This window comes from Enterobacter sp. MGH120 (assembly GCF_001037725.1).
Lineage (GTDB): Bacteria > Pseudomonadota > Gammaproteobacteria > Enterobacterales > Enterobacteriaceae > Enterobacter > Enterobacter hormaechei_C.
In genome coordinates, this window is sequence record NZ_KQ089940.1 from 1027668 (window position 1) to 1048131 (window position 20464).

A 20464-nucleotide genomic window follows, 5' to 3' on the forward strand; every position below is an offset into this window, starting at 1 on the left:
GTTTTCCTCTTTTTAATTATGCGTGTTGAGTCGTTACGCCTTCGCAGGCGGCATGGTACTGCTGGAGTATGTCCTGAATGTGGTCGAGGATGAGTTCCCGTGGTGTGGACCTGAGAGCGCCATCGCGAACTTTGCTGTACTGCAACGGCAGATACTGGCTGATCAGCGGCAGCGGGATCGGTTCATCCGCCAGGTTGCGTACCAGCCGCTCAAAGGCGTCGTCAATCTGGCTGTCTGGCCAGTAATAGCGCACGCGGTCGGAATAGCTGTAACCGCGCGCCAGGCGACGGGCATTGCCGTCGCCGTGATAGTGGCTTTGCCAGTATTCCGGGCGATCGAGCATCACGTTTTCCAGGACGTGACGCAGCCCTGAGCAGGCTTTTGCCGGCAGCAGCTCTTCTTCAATTGCTGCCAGTGAGAACAGCGCTTCGCGCAGCGCGAAGGTTAGCGCAGGGCCGACTTTCAGAATGGCGAAGTGATCTTTCACCAACTGGCGCAGCGCCTGCGGCGTCTGGTAATCGGTAGAGTGTGCTTCAAATACAAGCGTGTCGTAGGCTTCAACCATCTCGCTCAGCGCGACGGCTTTATGCGGTTGATAGTCACAAACCTGCGCATGGTCGAACTCAACGCCAGGCTGAACCACCAGGCCAATAATGCGCGGCCAGATGTCGCTTAACCCTTCCTTCTCGAATGCGTGGCGGTGTGCCTCAAGCGTGGCGCGTGCCGCCTCTGGCGTGGTGACCTCAAGCTCGGTCAGCGTCTCGTGTGCCCCACCGGGAACCGGAACTTCCGTGCCGATAACGTAGACCAGATCGGCTACGCCAAATTGCTCGAGACAGGTGGTTTCGGCAATTTTAGCCAGCCGAGCGGCACGCCCGGCAACGATTGCATCGGTTAACGGAACCGGGTCGTCTTCGCAGGACATGCTGCAATCGAGGTGAATTTTTTTAAATCCGGCCGCCACGTAGCTTCTGAGCAGATCGTCGGCGTTCGCCATCGCCTGCGAAGCCGGCAGGTTTTGCCAGCGGTTTGGACCTAAATGATCGCCGCCAAGGATCAGCTGCGAGGTGGGGAAACCAAGAGATCCCGCCAGCTTGCAGACAAACCCATAAAAATCGGCGGGCGTCATACCGGTATAACCGCCAAACTGATCCACCTGGTTTGAGGTGGCTTCTATCAGCAGGGGCGTCTGTTGTGAATGGGCGTAACGTAGTGCAGCTTCAAGTACCAGTGGATGTGCGGAACAGACGGCATAAATCCCGTTTGTATTCCCCCGTTTATGTTGTTCCACCATTTCTGTCAGATGTTTCACTTTCCTCTCCATTTCGGATGGTGTTGGTATTCATCTTTCGTTTTGTTTCATTTGATACTGCATTATGGTGAGGTAAAAATAAAACGAAAGATAATAGTTTTCCGATCTGTTTCACAAAAGAAACATAATGAAAGGTTTCAGCGGCGGTTAAGCTTGCGTCCGCACCCCATACAGGGCTTGCATTCCCTCAAAAGAAAGGCGTTAATAAGCAAAACGAAATGAAACGAAAGTGTATTTACTAAGGAGCTCGTATGAGCAGCACCGATTCATCCGCAGAGAAGCGCATCACCGGCACCAGTGAAAGGCGAGAGCAGATCATTCAGCGGTTGCGGGCGCAAGGAAGCGTGCAGGTTAACGATCTTTCTCTTTTATTCGGCGTGTCGACGGTGACGATCCGTAACGATCTGGCCTTTCTGGAAAAGCAGGGGATTGCCGTTCGCGCTTACGGCGGCGCGCTGATTTGCGAAGGCAATGCCCCCGGCGTGGAGCCGTCCGTTGAGGACAAAAGTTCCCTTAATACGGCAGTGAAGCGCAGCATCGCGCAGGCGGCGGCTGAACTGGTGAAGCCGGGTCACCGCATTATTCTGGACTCCGGCACCACAACCTTTGAAATTGCCCGCATGCTGCGCCAGCACACCGATGTCATTGCCATGACCAACGGGATGAACGTGGCAAACGCGCTGCTGGAAGCGGAGGGCGTAGAGCTGCTGATGACCGGCGGGCACTTGCGCCGTCAGTCGCAGTCCTTCTATGGCGATCAGGCGGAGCAGTCCTTACAGAATTACCATTTTGACCTGCTGTTCCTGGGCGTCGATGCCATCGATCTCGACCGGGGGGTGAGTACGCACAACGAGGATGAAGCCCGTCTGAACCGCAAAATGTGCGAGGTGGCGGAGCGTATTATCGTTGTCACTGACTCCAGCAAGTTTAACCGTTCAAGCCTGCATAAAATCATTGATACTCAGCGGATCGACATGATTATCGTTGATGAAGGCATTCCGGCGGAAAGCCTTGAAGGATTACGCAAAAGCGGGATCGATGTGGTGCTGGTCTAAAGAGGCTTTTCCCCTCTCCCTAACCCTCTCCCCATAGGGAGAGGGTTCCCCAGTAATTTGAAAGCAAAAGCTATAACGTTGCCTCAGAATAACTGAGGGCTTTCAGCGATGCCTCGGTCCGGCTGTAAATCGCTGAGGCGTTTCCTGTAGGCCGGGGCGAGGCGCAGAGATGCGCCGAGAGGGCGGGCTTTACAGGGATGTTACCTCCGCCCGTCCCCGATAAGCCGGAAGGAATAAGCCGAAGGCACCGCGAAGCGGCGATTTACCGCCGGAAGCCCGGGTCGCCAGGGTGGTGGCGACTGAGCCACCCTGGCACGTTCACCGGTCATGTCGTGACAGAGTAGCAAGGAACATAAAGTGAACGGAATGACCACCAGAGCCGTATGTTCCCCCTCACCCCAGCCCTCTCCCTCAAGGGAGAGGGGGCCGTCTGTGCAGGCATTATTTTGTGGGGAACCCACAGCTCCATAGGGGAGAGGGGACTGCCCGGTGCGGTTTTTTACCCTCTCCCTGGTGGGGAGAGGACAGGGTGAGGGGCCATCACGTCACCGGCGCCGGGTTAAACACCGCCAGCGAGTTATGCAATCCCCATTGATCGGAGAAGGTTTTCTTCCGCCCGCTTGCCACATCCAGAATGAAGTGGAACAGCTTCCAGCCCACCTCTTCAATACTCTCTTCCCCGGTGGCGATGGTGCCCGCGTTGATATCCATTAAGTCATACCAGCGGTTTGCCAGCTCGGTGCGGGTCGCCATTTTGATCACCGGTACCGCCATCAGGCCGTACGGCGTGCCGCGCCCGGTGGTAAAGACCTGTACCGTAATGCCGGACGCTACCTGCTGGGTGCCGCAAACGAAATCACTGGCAGGCGTTGCCGCGTAGATCAGGCCGCGTTTGGTTGGACGCTGGCCAGGTGAGAGCACTTCCACAATCGCGCTCTGGCCGGATTTGGCAATCGATCCGAGGGCCTTTTCCACCACGTTCGCCAGGCCGCCTTTCTTGTTACCCGGAGACGGGTTGGCGCTGCGGTCGGTTTTGCCCATGTCGAGATAGTTATCGTACCAGGCCATCTCCTCCAGCAGGCGTTTGCCCACCTCTTCGTTGACGGCGCGCGGCGTGAGCAGGTGGATAGCATCACGTACTTCGGTGACTTCGGAGAACATTACCGTGGCGCCGCAGCGCACGAACAGATCGGAGGCATAACCGACCGCCGGGTTAGCGGTGACGCCGGAAAACGCATCGCTGCCGCCACACTGTGTCCCAACGACCAGTTCAGAGGCCGGGCAGGTTTCACGCTGGCGTTTGTTCAGCTTCTCCAGATGGCGCTCTGCCACCTGTAAAATGTCGTCGACCATCGATCTGAAGCCGACATGGTGTTCATCCTGAAGACGCACAATACTGGCATCGTCAACCGGAATGGCTTTCACATCCTCCGTACCCTGCAACAGGCGTTCTGGCTGCAATTTTTCACAGCCGAGACCAATCACCATGACCTCACCGCCAAAGTTTGGGTTAAGGGCGATATTGTGAATCGTGCGGATCGGCACGACCGCTGCGGGCGCGTTGATCGCCACGCCGCAGCCGTACAGGTGGTTAAGACCCACCACGCCGTCAACGTTGGGGTATTTCGGCAGCAGATCGCGCTCAATAATTTTCACCACGTAATCCACTACGCCCGCCACGCAATGCACGCTGGTGGTGATGCCAAGCAGGTTTTTGGTTCCCACGCTGCCATCCGCGTTGCGGTAACCTTCGAAGGTATAACCCTCCAGCGGAGGCAACGGCTCAGGGACGCGGGTAGCCAGCGGCAACGACTCCAGCGGCGGGGCGGTGGGCAGTTCAACCAGCGACTCCTCAATCCAGCTACCCTGCGGGATAGCGCGCACCGCATAGCCGATGACTTCGCCGTAGCGCACGATTTCGCCCTGCGCCGGAATATCGACCAGTGCGACTTTATGCCCCTGCGGAATGTGTTCAATCAGCTCCAGGCCATCCGGAAAGCGGGTGCCAGCTTTTAAGCCATTGTCGTTGACAATAATCGCCACGTTATCGGTATCGTGCACTTTTATATAGAACGCCGTCGGCGACGCCTGTCGAATTTCAATATCGGCCATTGTTCACTCTTCTCCAGCAAAATATCTGATACTAAATATAGCCAGATGGTTAATTGTTTCTTATTGAGGAAATAAAGAATGTCAGGAGAGGAAAGGTGAGAATGTGATCGCGATCGCTCCCGAACCACTAATCGTTGATTCTGTGCATCAGCGCCCACTGCATTGGGCATATGCTCAAAATAGCGTGCTACTCCCGTTGGATAATTGAGCATTGAAACAATGTACTGCCGGGTGGTGACGATTATACTGAATGACGATTTTATAACGCCAAAATTCAGTCAGGAAAATAAATATAACGCTGACGCTGAGTCGGAATAAATAAGAAAAGCTACTGGCTAAAACTGCGGAATTAAAAAAGGTATAAGTAATGAGTAACGATATCTTCCCGAATAAATTTAAAGCGGCCCTTGCGGCGCACCAGATTCAGATTGGTTGCTGGTCTGCGCTGGCCAACCCCATCAGCACCGAAGTGCTGGGCCTGGCCGGGTTCGACTGGCTGGTGCTGGACGGCGAACATGCGCCAAACGATATCAGCACGTTTATTCCGCAGCTGATGGCGCTGAAAGGCAGCCACAGCGCGCCGGTGGTGCGTGTACCCACCAACGAGCCGGTGATCATCAAGCGTCTGCTGGATATCGGCTTCTACAACTTCCTGATCCCGTTTGTTGAAACGGAAGAAGAAGCGGTGCTGGCCGTGGCGGCGACCCGCTATCCACCGGAAGGGATCCGCGGCGTCTCCGTCTCGCACCGCGCCAACATGTTTGGCACCGTGCCGGACTATTTCGCCCAGTCCAACAAGAACATCACCATTCTGGTTCAGATCGAGAGCCAGCAGGGGGTCGATAACGTCGACGCCATTGCCGCGACGGAGGGAGTAGACGGCATTTTCGTCGGCCCGAGCGATCTGGCGGCCGCCTTTGGTCATCTGGGTAACGCCAGCCATCCGGACGTGCAGCGCGCAATTCAGCACATTTTTGCCCGTGCCAAAGCGCACGGTAAACCGTGCGGCATTCTGGCGCCAGTGGAAGCCGATGCCCGCCGCTACCTGGAGTGGGGCGCAACGTTTGTCGCCGTCGGCAGCGACCTCGGCGTATTCCGCGCCGCCACGCAGAAATTAGCGGACGCTTTTAAAAAATAACCATCATTGAGGAAACAGATTATGACGCTGAAAGTGGGTTTTATTGGCCTGGGTATCATGGGCAAACCAATGAGCAAAAACCTCATCAAAGCAGGTTACTCACTGGTGGTTTTCGATCGTAATTCAGACGCGGTGGCAGAGGTGATTGCGGCTGGCGCAGAAACGGCGACAACCGCAAAAGCGATTGCTGAGCAGTGCGACGTGATTATCACCATGCTGCCAAACTCCCCGCACGTGAAAGAGGTGGCGCTGGGTGAGAACGGCATTATCGACGGCGCGAAGCCGGGTCTGGTGGTGATCGACATGAGTTCTATCGCACCGCTGGCAAGCCGCGAAATCAGCGAAGCGCTGAAAGCGAAGGGCGTGGAGATGCTGGATGCGCCGGTCAGCGGCGGTGAACCGAAAGCCATCGACGGCACCCTGTCGGTGATGGTCGGGGGCGATAAAGCCGTGTTCGACAAATACTACGACCTGATGAAAGCCATGGCTGGCTCCGTGGTGCACACCGGTGAAATTGGCGCAGGCAACGTCACCAAGCTGGCAAACCAGGTGATTGTGGCGTTGAACATCGCGGCCATGTCCGAAGCGCTGACGCTGGCCACCAAAGCGGGCGTTAATCCGGATCTGGTCTATCAGGCCATTCGCGGTGGTCTGGCGGGCAGCACCGTGCTGGATGCCAAGGCGCCGATGGTGATGGATCGTAACTTCAGGCCGGGCTTCCGCATCGATCTGCACATTAAGGATCTGGCGAATGCGCTGGATACCTCCCACGGCGTGGGCGCGCAGTTGCCGCTGACTGCCGCCGTCATGGAGATGATGCAGGCGCTGCGTGCGGACGGTCTGGGCACCGCCGATCACAGCGCGTTAGCGTGCTATTACGAAAAACTGGCGAAGGTTGAAATTGCTCGCTAATGACGTCCCGCCCGGTGGCGTTACGCTTACCGGGCCTACGGCTCAGGCATACAACTATGAAAATCGTAATCGCGCCAGACTCTTATAAAGAAAGCCTGTCTGCCACTGAGGTGGCGCAGGCGATAGAAAAAGGATTTCGGGAAATTTTCCCCGACGCTCATTACGTGTCCGTTCCCGTTGCTGACGGCGGAGAAGGTACGGTTGAAGCGATGATCGCCGCGACGCAGGGCACCTGGCAGCAGGCTGTCGTCACCGGCCCGTTAGGGGAAAAGGTGAAGGCCAGCTGGGGGATGTCGGGCGACGGTACCACCGCGTTTATCGAGATGGCCGCCGCCAGCGGCCTGGTGCTTGTTCCTCCCGCGCAGCGTAACCCGCTGGTCACGACGTCGCGCGGGACGGGGGAGCTGATCCTCAGCGCGCTGGATAAAGGCGCGCGCAACATCATTATCGGTATCGGCGGGAGCGCAACCAACGATGGGGGCGCGGGTATGATGCAGGCGCTGGGCGCGAGGTTTACGGATGCGAACGGGACGGAGATCGGCTACGGCGGCGGCAGCCTGATGGCGCTTAACCGGATTGATATTTCCGATCTCGATCCGCGTCTTCAGGGATGCGCAATCCGCGTCGCCTGTGACGTGACGAATCCGCTGGTGGGTGAAAGCGGCGCGTCGCGTATCTTTGGCCCGCAAAAAGGCGCCACGGAGGAGATGATCCTCGAACTTGACGCCAATCTTAGCCACTACGCCGGGGTGATCAAAAAATCGCTGCGCATTGACGTCAACCGGGTTCCGGGGGCTGGCGCCGCGGGCGGCATGGGCGCGGCGCTGATGGCCTTCCTGGGCGCTGAGCTGAAAAGCGGCATCGAGATTGTCACTCAGGCGCTCAATCTTGAAGAACATATTCACGACTGCACGTGGGTGCTGACGGGGGAAGGGCGCATCGACAGCCAGAGCATTAATGGCAAAGTGCCCGTCGGCGTGGCGAGCGTCGCCAAAAAATACCATAAGCCGGTGATCGGGATTGCCGGAAGTCTGACGCAGGATGTGGGTGTGGTGCATCAGCACGGCATCGACGCGGTGTTCAGCGTACTGACCCGCATCGGCTCACTGGAAGAGGCGTTCCAGGGAGCGTATGACAACATTTACCGCGCCTCGCGGAATATCGCGGCCACATTGCAGGTAGGCATGCGTAGCCAGGGGTGACAGCGGCGCGCAAACCCTCTATACTGCGCGCCGAAGCTGACCAGACAGTCGCCGCTTCGTCGTCGTCCCTTTCGGGGGAGACGGGCGGAGGGGAGGAAAGTCCGGGCTCCACAGGGCAGGGTGCCAGGTAACGCCTGGGGGGGAAACCCACGACCAGTGCAACAGAGAGCAAACCGCCGATGGCCCGCGCAAGCGGGATCAGGTAAGGGTGAAAGGGTGCGGTAAGAGCGCACCGCGCGGCTGGTAACAGTCCGTGGCACGGTAAACTCCACCCGGAGCAAGGCCAAATAGGGGTTCACATGGTACGGCCCGTACTGAACCCGGGTAGGCTGCTTGAGCCAGTGAGCGATTGCTGGCCTAGATGAATGACTGTCCACGACAGAACCCGGCTTATCGGTCAGCTTCAACTTCTTACGAAACCCCGCTTCGGCGGGGTTTTTGCTTTCAGAAGGTTGCAGGCCGGGTAAGCGAAGCGCCAAACGACATCAATTCTCAATTTTGCGATGCTAAGCACATTTCACTATTTGCCTGACTGTGTGTTCCTCTCATCTGCTGCGCATGATCGTAATCACAAAATTTAACGCTATAAAATTAGAAAATTTTAGTGTTGATAAGATGTTGTAAATGTTTAGTCAGTGATGCCGAATGTTATTCATTTGATAATTTAATATTGAATCTAAAAACATTCTTCTGGTGAATGTGTGATATATCCCACTCTTTAACCGGAAAGTGAATAAATATTCCTGGTAAAGTTGATAAACCACAAAAATGTTTTAAAGGAATAATGGTGTTTTATTAACCTTTAATTGCCTGAAAGATAGCCTTTATTAATATTTTTAAGGCAAAAAAATTCACGCTGGTTATTGCCATGAAATAAATTTATTACCGCGTTTTTTATTGATCAATATCAGCGTAAATGCGTATTTTTATTGTGATAAGTATTTGATTTATAAAGACATAAATAGATTTCTGGTGCGATTGAAAACAGAGCGTCCTGGCAAATTGTGAGTAACAGCACATACCCCCTGAAACAATATTGGGTAGAATCCGCTGCGTCATAGGGAAATAAGCGCAGAATATTATGAATACTATTATTCTACCGAAAACACAGCACCTCGTGGTATTTCAGGAAGTCATCAAAAGTGGCTCCATAGGTTCTGCTGCAAGACAACTGGGGCTGACGCAACCTGCCGTCAGCAAAATCATCAGCGACATCGAATCCTACTTTGGGGTGGAAGTGATGGTGCGTAAGAACACCGGCGTAAAACTCACTGCCGCCGGTCAGGTGCTGCTGTCCTACGCTGAGTCGATCACCCGCGAAATGAAAAACATGGTGAGCGAGATTAACAGCCTCAGTTTCAGTACCGTCATGGACGTCTCTTTTGGCTATCCGTCGCTGATTGGCTTCACCTTCCTGTCCGGGATGATCAAAAAATTCAAGGAAGTGTTCCCGAAAGCGCGCGTCTCAATGTATGAAGCGCAGCTCTCTTCATTCCTGCCCGCCATTCGCGATGGCCGGCTGGATTTCGCCATCGGCACGCTGAGCGACGGGATGCAGCTTCAGGATCTTCACGTTGAGCCACTGTTTGAATCCGAGTTTGTGCTGGTGGCGAGTAAATCACGAACGTGCACCGGCCCGACCAGACTGGCATCGCTCACGCACGAGCAGTGGGTGATGCCGCAAACCGATATGGGCTACTACAACGAACTCCTGACCACCCTGCAAGACAACCACATCAGCATTGAAAACATCGTCCAGACCGATTCCGTCGTCACCATCTATAACCTTGTCCTCAATGCCGATTACCTGACGGTGATCCCCCGTGACATGATTGCGCCATTCGGCTCGGACCAGTTTATTGTTCTGCCGGTGGAAGATGAATTACCCGTGGCGCGTTATGCCGCCGTGTGGTCAAAAAATTACAGTATTAAAAAATCGGCGTCAGTATTAGTTGAACTGGCAAAACAATATTCGTCGATGAATATCGAAAAACGACGATAGAAATAATGATGATTTAAAACACCCGGAGCGACGCTTTTTAACGCTCTGATACCCTGACTTTGCCTGAAAACAATGAATTATTATAACGAGGATATTATGCACATTACTTACGATCTCCCGGTGACCATTGAAGATATTCAGGACGCCAGAAAAAGACTGGCGGGAAAGATCTATAAAACCGGTATGCCGCGCTCGAATTATCTGAGCGAACGGTGTAAGGGTGAGATATTCCTGAAATTTGAAAATATGCAGCGTACCGGTTCGTTTAAAATACGTGGGGCGTTCAATAAATTAAGCTCGCTGACCGATGCGGAAAAACGCAAGGGCGTGGTGGCCTGCTCTGCGGGAAACCATGCGCAGGGGGTCTCGCTCTCCTGTGCGATGCTCGGCATTGACGGCAAAGTAGTGATGCCGATGGGCGCGCCGAAATCCAAGGTTGCCGCCACGCGCGACTACTCCGCCGAAGTGGTGCTGCACGGCGAGAACTTCAACGACACCATCGCCAAAGTGAGCGAAATCGTCGAGATGGAAGGGCGCATATTTATCCCGCCTTACGACGATCCGAAAGTGATCGCGGGTCAGGGCACCATTGGCCTGGAAATCCTCGAAGATTTATATGACGTGGATAACGTGATTGTCCCCATCGGCGGCGGCGGTTTAATTGCCGGTATTGCGACAGCAATTAAATCCATCAACCCGACCATTAATATTATCGGCGTACAGTCTGAAAACGTGCACGGAATGGCGGCATCGTATCAGGCCGGAGAAATAATCAACCATCGCGTTACCGGTACATTAGCCGACGGCTGCGACGTGTCTCGCCCGGGTAAATTAACCTTCGAAATCGTTCGTGAATTAGTCGATGACATAGTGCTGGTCAGCGAAGACGAAATTCGCAACAGCATGATCGCGCTTATTCAGCGAAATAAAGTGGTGACGGAAGGCGCGGGCGCGCTGGCGTGCGCGGCGTTATTAAGCGGCAAGCTGGACCACTATATTCAGGGCCGAAAAACCGTCTGCATTATTTCCGGCGGCAATATTGATCTCTCCCGTGTTTCCCAAATTACCGGCTTCGTTGACGCATAAAGGATGACTTATGAGCAACACAGAAAGCATTATCGTTGGCCAGACAAAAACGTCCACCTGGCGTAAATCGGATACCACCTGGACGCTCGGCCTGTTTGGTACCGCCATTGGCGCAGGCGTGCTGTTCTTCCCTATCCGTGCAGGCTTTGGCGGCCTGATCCCTATCCTGCTGATGCTGGTACTCGCGTTCCCGATTGCCTTTTACTGCCACCGCGCGCTGGCGCGTCTGTGTTTGTCCGGCAGTAACGTCTCCGGCAACATCACCGAAACGGTGGAGGAGCATTTTGGTAAGACCGGCGGGGTGGTGATCACCTTCCTCTACTTCTTTGCCATTTGCCCGCTGCTGTGGATTTACGGCGTCACCATTACCAACACCTTTATGACCTTCTGGGAAAACCAGCTCCAGATGCCCGCCCTGAACCGCGGCGTGGTGGCGCTGTTCCTGCTGCTGCTGATGGCCTTTGTTATCTGGTTCGGTAAAGACCTGATGGTGAAAGTGATGAGCTACCTGGTGTTCCCGTTCATCGCCAGCCTGGTGTTAATTTCTCTCTCGCTGATCCCGTACTGGAACTCGGCGGTGATCGACCAGGTTAACCTGAGCGATATCGCCTTCACCGGTCATGACGGCATTCTGGTCACGGTGTGGCTGGGGATCTCCATCATGGTCTTCTCCTTCAACTTCTCGCCTATCGTCTCCTCGTTTGTGGTCTCCAAGCGCGAAGAGTACGAACCGGAGTTCGGGAAAGAGTTTACCGAGCAGAAATGTTCCAAAATCATCGGTCGCGCCAGCCTGCTGATGGTGGCGGTGGTGATGTTCTTCGCCTTTAGCTGCCTGTTTACGCTCTCTCCGCAGAACATGGCGGACGCCAAAGCGCAGAACATTCCGGTGCTCTCTTACCTGGCGAACCACTTCGCGTCGATGTCAGGCAGTAAATCCACGTTCGCCACGGTGCTGGAATACGGCGCCTCCATCATCGCGCTGGTCGCTATCTTTAAATCCTTCTTCGGCCACTATCTGGGCACGCTGGAGGGGCTGAACGGTCTGATCCTCAAGTTCGGTTACAAGGGCGACAAGAAGAAAGTCTCCGTGGGCAAGCTGAACACCATCAGCATGGTCTTCATCATGGGCTCCACCTGGATTGTGGCCTACGCCAACCCGAACATCCTGGACCTTATTGAAGCCATGGGTGCGCCAATTATCGCCTCTCTGCTGTGCCTGCTGCCGATGTACGCCATCCGCAAGGCGCCTGCGCTGGCGAAATACAAAGGCCGGACCGAGAACATCTTCGTAACCGTGGTCGGCCTGCTGACCATTCTGAACATCGTGTACAAACTGTTTTAAACCAAAGCTCAGGAAGAGCGGAGCCATACCATGATTGAGTTTCCGGTAGTACTGGTCATTAACTGCGGATCGTCCTCTGTTAAGTTCTCGGTGCTGGACGCCGCAGGCTGCGATGCCCTGATGACGGGCATTGCGGACGGCATCAACACAGAAAAAGCCTTTATTTCCGTGAATGGGGGTGAGCCGGTCAGACTGGCTCACCAGGACTACGAAGGGGCGCTGGCCGCCATCGCCCTGGAGCTGGAGAAACGCAACCTGATGGGCAGCGTGGCCTTGATTGGCCATCGCATTGCCCACGGCGGCGACCTCTTCAGCGAGTCGACCCTGATCACGGAAGAGGTGATGGCGCAGATCCGCCAGGTCTCCCCGCTGGCGCCGCTGCATAACTACGCCAACCTGAGCGGCGTGGAAGCCGCCGGGCGCCTGTTCCCCGGCGTGCAGCAGGTGGCGGTATTTGATACCAGCTTCCACCAGACCATGGCGCCGCAGGCGTATTTGTACGGCTTGCCGTACCGCTATTTTGAAGAGTTGGGCGTGCGTCGCTACGGTTTCCACGGCACCTCTCACCGCTACGTGTCGGCGCAGGCGCACGCGCTGCTCGGGCTCTCTCCCGATGACAGCGGCCTGGTGATTGCCCATCTCGGCAACGGGGCGTCCATCTGCGCGGTGTGTAACGGCGTAAGCGTGGACACGTCCATGGGGATGACGCCGCTTGAAGGACTGGTGATGGGCACGCGCTGCGGCGACGTGGATTTTGGCGCGATGGCGTGGATTGCCCGGCAGACCGGCCAGTCGTTCGAGGATCTGGAGCGCGTGGTCAACAAAGAGTCCGGGCTGCTGGGGATCTCTGGCATCTCCTCCGATTTGCGCGCGCTGGAGAAAGCCTGGCATGACGGCAACGAGCGGGCGCGGCTGGCAATAAAGACCTTTGTCCACCGGATTGCGCGACATATCGCCGGTCATGCCGCGTCCCTGCACCGTCTGGATGGCGTGGTGTTTACCGGCGGGATCGGTGAGAACTCCGTGCTTATCCGCGCGCTGGTGGTGGAGCATCTTAAGGTGTTTGGCATCATCCTCGACGAGTCCAAAAATGCCCTGCCGGGCAGCGCGGGCGAGCGCGTGATCTCCACCGAGTCGTCCCGCGCGGCCTGCGCGGTGATCCCTACCAATGAAGAAAAAATGATCGCACTGGACGCCCTCCGTCTTGGGAAGGTTACTCCGGCTGCGGCTTACGCCTGATAAAGCGAGAATCTGATGAAAGTAACAATCGATACGGGCGTCGCGCCTTACAGCGACGCATGGGCCGGGTTTCGCGGTGAAGAATGGAAAAACGCCATTAACGTGCGCGATTTTATTCAGCATAACTACACCCCTTATGAAGGCGATGAAGCTTTCCTCGCGCAGGCGACGCCAGCAACGACGGCGCTGTGGCAGAAGGTGATGGTCGGCATTCGTCAGGAGAATGCTACTCACGCTCCGGTGGATTTTGACACCAACATCGCCACTACTATTACCGCGCACGGGCCGGGCTATATTGATCAGGAGCTGGAGACGATCGTTGGCCTGCAAACCGACAAGCCGCTCAAGCGCGCCCTGCATCCGTACGGCGGGATCAACATGATCCGCAGTTCGTTCGAAGCTTACGGTCGCGAGATGGATCCGCAGTTTGAATATCTCTTCACAGACCTGCGCAAAACCCACAACCAGGGCGTGTTTGACGTTTACTCCCCGGAGATGATGCGCTGCCGCAAATCGGGGGTGCTGACCGGTCTGCCGGACGGCTACGGGCGCGGACGCATCATCGGCGACTACCGTCGCGTGGCGCTGTACGGTATCAGCTATCTGGTGCGCGAGCGTGAACTTCAGTTCGCCGATCTCCAGGGGAAACTGGAGCGCGGAGAAGATCTGGAGGCCACGATCCGCCTGCGCGAGGAGCTGGCGGAGCATAAACGTGCGTTGCTCCAGATCCAGCAGATGGCGGCGAACTATGGCTTTGATATTTCACGTCCGGCGATGAATGCGCAGGAAGCGGTGCAGTGGGTCTACTTTGCCTACCTTGCCGCAGTGAAATCCCAGAACGGCGGGGCGATGTCGCTGGGGCGCACGGCCTCGTTCCTTGATATCTACATTGAACGCGACATGCAGGCAGGAAGGCTGAATGAGGTGCAGGCCCAGGAGCTGATCGACCACTTCATCATGAAGATCCGCATGGTGCGCTTCCTGCGCACGCCGGAGTTCGACACGCTCTTCTCCGGCGATCCGATCTGGGCCACGGAAGTGATTGGCGGCATGGGGCTGGATGGCCGTACGCTGGTGACCAAAAACAGCTTCCGCTACCTGCATACCTTGCACACCATGGGGCCTGCGCCGGAGCCAAACCTGACGATCCTCTGGTCCGAACAACTGCCGATCGCGTTCAAGAAATACGCCGCGCAGGTGTCGATCGTCACCTCCTCGCTGCAATACGAGAACGACGATCTGATGCGCGCCGACTTCAACAGCGACGACTACGCCATTGCCTGCTGTGTCAGCCCGATGGTGATCGGCAAGCAGATGCAGTTCTTCGGCGCACGCGCCAACCTGGCGAAAACGCTGCTGTATGCAATCAACGGCGGGGTGGATGAGAAGCTGAAGATCCAGGTGGGGCCGAAAACCGAGCCGCTGCTGGATGAGGTACTGGATTACGACACCGTAATGGCGAGCCTCGATCACTTCATGGACTGGCTGGCGGTGCAGTACATCAGCGCGCTGAATCTCATTCACTATATGCATGATAAATACAGCTACGAAGCCTCGCTGATGGCGCTGCACGACCGGGACGTCTACCGCACCATGGCCTGCGGCATTGCCGGGCTGTCGGTGGCGGCGGATTCCCTGTCGGCCATCAAATACGCCACGGTAAAACCGGTGCGCGACCACACCGGTCTGGCGGTCGATTTCGTCATCGAAGGCGACTATCCGCAGTACGGCAACAACGACGATCGCGTGGACAGTATCGCCTGCGATCTGGTTGAGCGCTTTATGAAGAAAATCCAGGCGCTGCCGACGTACCGCAACGCGGTACCGACGCAGTCGATCCTGACCATCACCTCCAACGTGGTTTACGGGCAGAAGACCGGCAACACGCCGGACGGACGTCGCGGCGGCACGCCGTTTGCGCCTGGCGCCAACCCGATGCACGGGCGCGACAGAAAAGGGGCGGTGGCGTCGTTAACCTCGGTCGCCAAGCTGCCGTTCACCTATGCCAAAGACGGGATCTCCTACACCTTCTCCATCGTGCCGCAGGCACTGGGCAAGGACGAGCCGGTGCGCAAAACCAACCTTGTCGGGCTGCTGGACGGATACTTCCACCACGAAGCGACCATTGAGGGCGGGCAACACCTGAACGTCAACGTGATGAACCGGGAGATGCTGCTGGATGCCATTGCCCATCCGGAGAACTATCCGAACCTGACGATCCGCGTTTCAGGCTATGCGGTGCGGTTTAACGCCCTGACGCGCGAGCAGCAGCAGGACGTGATTTCGAGGACGTTTACGCAGGCGATGTAATACAGGCTTCATCTTCAGCCTCCTCAAATGGGGAGGCTTTTAATTTTGTGAACGCCGTCAATTTTAGAAAACTTACTCTCCTTTCTGCTATCCAGAAGTAATATTATTCTCTCGCTTTAGAAAATCCCTATAAAAGTTGTGACTTTTTTCTCCCGCGCTCCGGATATGATCTTCCCATATCAATAACTCACACCTGCACCCTCTGACTCGCAATCGCTGGCGATCGGAACCTTATAAAAACAACCAGTTACCCTACAAAATAAGCGAGTGCCCAATGAATATGGCAACAAACAGCAGTGTGATTGTGAGTGATTCCCCTGCGGCAAGGCGGGCGGGAATGAGCGAAAGCGAATGGCGAGAGGCGATCAAATTCGACAGCACCGATACGGGCTGGGTCATCATGAGTATCGGGATGGCTATCGGCGCGGGCATCGTTTTTCTTCCTGTGCAGGTCGGGTTAATGGGGCTGTGGGTGTTTTTACTCTCGTCGATAATTGGTTATCCGGCTATGTACCTGTTCCAGCGCCTGTTTATTAATACGCTGGCGGAATCACCGGAATGCAAAGATTACCCGAGCGTCATTAGCGGTTATTTAGGTAAAAACTGGGGCATCTTATTGGGTGCGCTTTATTTCGTGATGCTGGTGATCTGGATGTTTGTCTATTCCACGGCTATCACCAACGACAGCGCATCCTACCTACACACCTTCGGCGTAACCGACGGTTTGCTGTCGGAAAATCCGTTCTACGGCTTATTCCTGATCTGCATTCTGGTCGCCATTTCGTCGCGAGGTGAAAAACTGCTGTTTAAAGTCTCCAGCCTGATGGTGCTGACCAAATTATTTGTGGTTGCGGCGCTGGGGCTTTCGATGATTGGCCTCTGGCATTTAGCCAACGTCGGTATGCTGCCGCCGATGGGCCTGCTGATTAAAAATGCCATTATTACGCTGCCTTTCACCTTAACCTCCATTCTGTTTATTCAGACATTAAGCCCGATGGTGATTTCCTATCGTTCACGGGAAAAATCCGTAGAGGTGGCGCGTCATAAAGCGCTGCGGGCAATGAATATCGCTTTTGGCGTGCTGTTTGTGACGGTCTTTTTCTACGCGGTCTCCTTTACGCTGGCGATGGGGCACGACGAGGCGGTAAAAGCCTACGAGCAGAATATTTCCGCCCTGGCAATCGCAGCACAGTTCATCAGCGGTGACGGTGCGGGCTGGGTCAAAATCGTCAGCGTGATCCTCAACATTTTTGCCGTGATGACCGCGTTCTTTGGCGTCTATCTCGGCTTTCGTGAGGCGACGCAGGGCATCGTGATGAACATCCTGCGCCGCAAAATGCCGGCGGAGAAAATCAATGAAAGCACCGTCCAGCGCGGGATTATGCTGTTCGCTATCCTGCTTGCCTGGAGCGCGATTGTGTTAAACGCGCCGGTGCTGAGCTTTACCTCCATCTGTAGCCCTATTTTCGGGATGGTGGGTTGCTTAATTCCGGCGTGGCTGGTCTACAAAGTGCCCGCACTTCATAAATATAAAGGCGTATCGCTGGTGATTATTGTGATTACCGGGCTGCTGCTTTGTGTTTCTCCTTTCCTCGCCTTCTCATGAGGTTAAATAAGGTCGTAACGATGTCTGAGCAAATTAATCCTTTATGGAACCATTTTATTCGCGCCGTGCAGGAAGAGGTAAAGCCTGCGCTGGGCTGTACCGAACCCGTCTCGCTGGCGCTGGCGTGCGCGATGGCTGCCGGACAGCTTGACGGTGAGGTGACGCGTATCGAGGCGTGGGTATCGCCGAACCTGATGAAAAACGGGCTTGGCGTAACGGTGCCCGGCACCGGTATGGTCGGTTTACCCATCGCGGCCGCGCTGGGGGCGACAGGCGGTAATGCACACGCCGGGCTGGAGGTGTTGAAAGACGCGTCGGCCGAGGCGCTAACGCGCGCCAAAGCACTGCTGAACGCAGGTCTGGTGCAGGTGAAATTGCAGGAGCCGTGCGAGGAGATCCTCTATTCACGCGCCTGCGTTTACGTCGGTGAATCCTCGGCGATGGTGACCATCGCTGGCGGGCACACTCGCGTGGTGGAGGTAGTTTGTCAGGGCGAAACGCGCTTCAGGCTTGACGATCGTCAGAGCCAGAACAACGACGATCCGCTGGCGGTACTCTCGACCACCACGCTGTCGCAGATCCTTGAGTTTGTAGAGCAGGTGCCGTTTGACGCGATCCGCTTTATCCTCGATGCGGGGCGGCTGAACGATGCGCTCTCCCGCGAAGGTTTGCGTGGCAACTGGGGGCTGCATATTGGCGCGACGCTCAATAAACAGCGCGCACGCGGCTGGATGGCGCAGGATCTGGGATCAGACATTATTATCCGCACCAGCGCAGCCTCGGATGCCCGCATGGGAGGCGCGACGCTGCCGGCGATGAGCAACTCGGGTTCCGGGAATCAGGGCATCACCGCCACCATGCCGGTAGTGGTGGTGGCTGAGCACGTTCAGGCCGATGACGAACGGCTGGCGCGGGCGCTGATGCTCTCGCATCTGTCGGCTATCTATATCCATTACCAGCTTCCGCGCTTGTCCGCGTTGTGCGCGGCGACAACGGCCGGAATGGGGGCAGCGGCGGGGATGGCGTGGCTGATGGGCGGATCTTACCAGACCATTGCCATGGCGATCGGCAGTATGATCGGCGACGTGAGCGGGATGATCTGCGATGGGGCCTCTAACAGCTGCGCAATGAAGGTCTCGACCAGCGTCACCAGCGCCTGGAAAGCCGTGATGATGGCGCTGGATGATACTGCGGTGACGGGTAACGAGGGGATTGTGGCGCACGACGTGGAACAGTCTATCTCTAACCTGTGCGCTCTGGCGTGCCGCTCAATGCAGGCGACGGACCGGCAGATCATTGAGATTATGGCGAGTAAGGTGTTGTGATTTAATCCAACCCGTTACCCCTGACCCTAACCCTCTCCCATAGGGAGAGGGAACCGATCGAGCGAGGGGGCGTGTTGATCTTAAACCGGCAAATCAATCAGCAGCGCGCGCAGCGGCGTATCGGCAACCAGGGTGATATTCGCTTCGTCACGAATAAACGCCCCGTCACCGCAGGTGAGCGCTTCTTTCTCTTCCGTATGCGTGACCGCATGCACCGTTCCGTGAATGGACTGCAAATAGGCACGCGGGCCATGAAGCTGGAAGCTCGCCTGTTCACCTTTTTTCAGTTCGATATGGTGCAGCCACACCTGCTGGCGCAACTGCAAGCTGCCTTTGCTGCCGTCTGGCGAGGCAATCAGCTGCTGTTTACCGCCCTTCAGATCGATTTTTTGCACCAGCGGATTTTCCCGCTCCGGACAGGCATCCAGCCACAGCTGCATGCGGGTCAGCGTTTTATCTTTGCTGAGGTTATGCTCGCTGTAGCTAATACCTGGCTGCGTGGAAATTAACAGCGCCTCGCCAGCCTTCGCCTGGACATGATTGCCCTCGCTATCGCGGTATTCTGCCTCGCCTTCCAGGATCAGGTTCAGGATATCGACTTTAGGGTACGTGCGCGGCTGGAAGGACGCGCCCGGGGCGAGCACTTCCTGATTCAATACGCGCAGTGAAGCGTAACCGAGGAGTTTAGGGTCAAAGTAGTGTCCAAAGGAAAAGGTGTAGCGGGCCTGCAACCAACCGAAATCGGCTTGTCCGCACTGTTTCGCTGTTCTTGTCGTAATCATAAACTTGACCTCTCTTTACACTAAATCAATGGTAAAGGTATGGACGCTGCATTGTTAGCCAGATATTCTGCCTGGTATGTTCAAATTTCCTGAATGAGAACGAGATGGCTAAAGAGAGAGCATTGACGCTTGAGGCGCTTCGCGTCATGGACGCGATTGACAGGCGCGGCAGTTTTGCCGCGGCGGCAGATGAACTGGGGCGCGTTCCGTCTGCCCTGAGCTATACCATGCAAAAGCTGGAAGAGGAGCTGGATGTGGTGCTCTTTGACCGTTCCGGTCATCGAACAAAATTCACCAACGTTGGGCGGATGCTGCTGGAGCGCGGCCGCGTATTGCTGGAAGCGGCGGATAAGCTCACGACGGATGCCGAAGCGCTGGCCCGCGGCTGGGAAACCCATCTGACGCTGGTGACCGAAGCGCTGGTGCCCACCGAGGCGCTGTTCCCGCTGGTGGACAGACTGGCCGCGAAAGCCAATACCCAGCTGTCGATCATCACTGAGGTGCTGGCCGGGGCGTGGGAGCGTCTTGAGACGGGCAGGGCGGATATCGTGATTGCGCCGGACATGCATTTCCGCTCATCGTCAGAAATCAATTCGCGCAAACTGTACAGCGTGATGAACGTCTACGTCGCCGCCCCGGATCACCCTATCCATCAGGAGCCGGAGCCGCTCTCTGAGGTCACGCGCGTGAAATACCGCGGTGTGGCGGTCGCGGATACCGCCCGAGAGCGCCCGGTGTTAACGGTACAGTTGCTGGATAAACAGCCGCGACTGACGGTAACGTCGCTGGAAGATAAGCGACAGGCACTCCTGGCGGGGCTGGGCGTGGCGACTATGCCGTATCCGTTTGTCGAAAAGGACATTGCAGAAGGGCGGCTGCGCGTCGTCAGCCCGGAATACACCAGCGAAGTGGATATCATTATGGCGTGGCGTCGCGACAGCATGGGCGAAGCCAAATCGTGGTGTTTGCGTGAAATTCCCAAGCTCTTTGCCCACCACAACAAATAAGCGTAGGCCCGGTAAGCGTATGCGCCACCGGGCA

General features: G+C 56.1%; 15 protein-coding genes and 1 other RNA gene. 13 read left to right on the forward strand and 3 right to left on the reverse strand.

Annotation, left to right across the window (positions count from 1 at the left end; all coding sequences use genetic code 11):
* Positions 1-16: 16 nt before the first annotated feature.
* Entirely contained in the window at positions 17-1324 is a 1308-nt protein-coding gene (gene kbaZ, locus SK54_RS04880) for a tagatose-bisphosphate aldolase subunit KbaZ (RefSeq protein ID WP_047719116.1), read from the reverse strand.
* Between the two features lie 239 nt (positions 1325-1563).
* Here kbaZ and SK54_RS04885 point away from each other — a divergent pair, with 239 nt between their 5' ends.
* Positions 1564-2367 (forward strand): DeoR family transcriptional regulator, encoded by an 804-nt coding sequence (locus tag SK54_RS04885; RefSeq protein ID WP_017693937.1) that lies wholly within the window; start codon positions 1564-1566, stop codon positions 2365-2367.
* A 540-nt stretch (positions 2368-2907) separates the two neighbouring features.
* Here SK54_RS04885 and garD read toward each other — a convergent pair.
* Positions 2908-4479 (reverse strand): galactarate dehydratase, encoded by a 1572-nt coding sequence (gene garD / locus SK54_RS04890; RefSeq protein ID WP_048246816.1) that lies wholly within the window; start codon positions 4477-4479, stop codon positions 2908-2910.
* Positions 4480-4846: 367 nt separating this feature from the next.
* Between garD and garL the strand changes: the two genes are divergently transcribed.
* The 11 genes from garL (at position 4847) to SK54_RS04940 (ending at position 18641) form a co-directional block, all read left to right on the forward strand.
* Entirely contained in the window at positions 4847-5617 is a 771-nt protein-coding gene (garL, locus tag SK54_RS04895) for a 2-dehydro-3-deoxyglucarate aldolase (protein WP_032669109.1), read from the forward strand.
* 21 nt (positions 5618-5638) lie between these two features.
* Positions 5639-6529 carry a 2-hydroxy-3-oxopropionate reductase gene (garR, locus tag SK54_RS04900; protein WP_048246818.1) on the forward strand — a complete coding sequence of 297 codons (891 nt, stop codon included), beginning with the start codon at positions 5639-5641 and terminating at the stop codon, positions 6527-6529.
* 56 nt (positions 6530-6585) lie between these two features.
* Positions 6586-7731, forward strand: a complete 1146-nt coding sequence (gene garK, locus SK54_RS04905) for a glycerate 2-kinase (RefSeq protein WP_048246820.1) — start codon at positions 6586-6588, stop codon at positions 7729-7731.
* A gap of 32 nt (positions 7732-7763) precedes the next feature.
* An RNA gene (rnpB, locus tag SK54_RS21560) (RNase P RNA component class A) lies at positions 7764-8140 on the forward strand.
* Positions 8141-8812: 672 nt separating this feature from the next.
* Positions 8813-9733, forward strand: a complete 921-nt coding sequence (gene tdcA / locus SK54_RS04910) for a transcriptional regulator TdcA (RefSeq protein WP_006812085.1) — start codon at positions 8813-8815, stop codon at positions 9731-9733.
* Between the two features lie 96 nt (positions 9734-9829).
* Entirely contained in the window at positions 9830-10819 is a 990-nt protein-coding gene (gene tdcB / locus SK54_RS04915; RefSeq protein ID WP_032674147.1) for a bifunctional threonine ammonia-lyase/L-serine ammonia-lyase TdcB, read from the forward strand.
* 10 nt (positions 10820-10829) lie between these two features.
* Positions 10830-12161 carry a threonine/serine transporter TdcC gene (gene tdcC / locus SK54_RS04920; protein WP_006812083.1) on the forward strand — a complete coding sequence of 444 codons (1332 nt, stop codon included), beginning with the start codon at positions 10830-10832 and terminating at the stop codon, positions 12159-12161.
* A 30-nt stretch (positions 12162-12191) separates the two neighbouring features.
* Positions 12192-13400, forward strand: a complete 1209-nt coding sequence (gene tdcD, locus SK54_RS04925) for a propionate kinase (protein ID WP_048246822.1) — start codon at positions 12192-12194, stop codon at positions 13398-13400.
* 15 nt (positions 13401-13415) lie between these two features.
* Positions 13416-15710: a formate C-acetyltransferase gene (gene pflB, locus SK54_RS04930; protein WP_048246824.1), complete on the forward strand. Its 2295-nt coding sequence runs from the start codon at positions 13416-13418 to the stop codon at positions 15708-15710.
* 274 nt (positions 15711-15984) lie between these two features.
* The gene (locus SK54_RS04935; protein ID WP_017693942.1) at positions 15985-17316 is read left to right on the forward strand and encodes an SLC5/6 family protein; all 1332 of its coding nucleotides are present in this window, start codon (positions 15985-15987) and stop codon (positions 17314-17316) included.
* Positions 17317-17336: 20 nt separating this feature from the next.
* Positions 17337-18641 (forward strand): L-cysteine desulfidase family protein, encoded by a 1305-nt coding sequence (locus SK54_RS04940; protein WP_015571948.1) that lies wholly within the window; start codon positions 17337-17339, stop codon positions 18639-18641.
* Positions 18642-18721: 80 nt separating this feature from the next.
* Here SK54_RS04940 and SK54_RS04945 read toward each other — a convergent pair whose 3' ends face one another.
* Positions 18722-19423: a pirin family protein gene (locus SK54_RS04945; RefSeq protein ID WP_017382430.1), complete on the reverse strand. Its 702-nt coding sequence runs from the start codon at positions 19421-19423 to the stop codon at positions 18722-18724.
* A gap of 104 nt (positions 19424-19527) precedes the next feature.
* Between SK54_RS04945 and yhaJ the strand changes: the two genes are divergently transcribed.
* Positions 19528-20430, forward strand: coding sequence for a DNA-binding transcriptional regulator YhaJ (yhaJ, locus tag SK54_RS04950; RefSeq protein WP_003862655.1), 903 nt, complete (start codon positions 19528-19530; stop codon positions 20428-20430).
* Positions 20431-20464: the final 34 nt, after the last annotated feature.

Coding starts and splice junctions, on each gene's coding strand:
- tdcB (WP_032674147.1), top strand. CDS start 9,830: ATGCACATTACTTACGATCTCCCGGTGACCATTGAAGATATTCAGGAC.
- SK54_RS04885 (WP_017693937.1), top strand. CDS start 1,564: ATGAGCAGCACCGATTCATCCGCAGAGAAGCGCATCACCGGCACCAGT.
- yhaJ (WP_003862655.1), top strand. CDS start 19,528: ATGGCTAAAGAGAGAGCATTGACGCTTGAGGCGCTTCGCGTCATGGAC.
- garK (WP_048246820.1), top strand. CDS start 6,586: ATGAAAATCGTAATCGCGCCAGACTCTTATAAAGAAAGCCTGTCTGCC.
- kbaZ (WP_047719116.1), bottom strand. CDS start 1,324: ATGGAGAGGAAAGTGAAACATCTGACAGAAATGGTGGAACAACATAAA.
- garR (WP_048246818.1), top strand. CDS start 5,639: ATGACGCTGAAAGTGGGTTTTATTGGCCTGGGTATCATGGGCAAACCA.
- SK54_RS04940 (WP_015571948.1), top strand. CDS start 17,337: ATGTCTGAGCAAATTAATCCTTTATGGAACCATTTTATTCGCGCCGTG.
- tdcC (WP_006812083.1), top strand. CDS start 10,830: ATGAGCAACACAGAAAGCATTATCGTTGGCCAGACAAAAACGTCCACC.
- tdcA (WP_006812085.1), top strand. CDS start 8,813: ATGAATACTATTATTCTACCGAAAACACAGCACCTCGTGGTATTTCAG.
- tdcD (WP_048246822.1), top strand. CDS start 12,192: ATGATTGAGTTTCCGGTAGTACTGGTCATTAACTGCGGATCGTCCTCT.
- pflB (WP_048246824.1), top strand. CDS start 13,416: ATGAAAGTAACAATCGATACGGGCGTCGCGCCTTACAGCGACGCATGG.
- garL (WP_032669109.1), top strand. CDS start 4,847: ATGAGTAACGATATCTTCCCGAATAAATTTAAAGCGGCCCTTGCGGCG.
- SK54_RS04945 (WP_017382430.1), bottom strand. CDS start 19,423: ATGATTACGACAAGAACAGCGAAACAGTGCGGACAAGCCGATTTCGGT.
- garD (WP_048246816.1), bottom strand. CDS start 4,479: ATGGCCGATATTGAAATTCGACAGGCGTCGCCGACGGCGTTCTATATA.
- SK54_RS04935 (WP_017693942.1), top strand. CDS start 15,985: ATGAATATGGCAACAAACAGCAGTGTGATTGTGAGTGATTCCCCTGCG.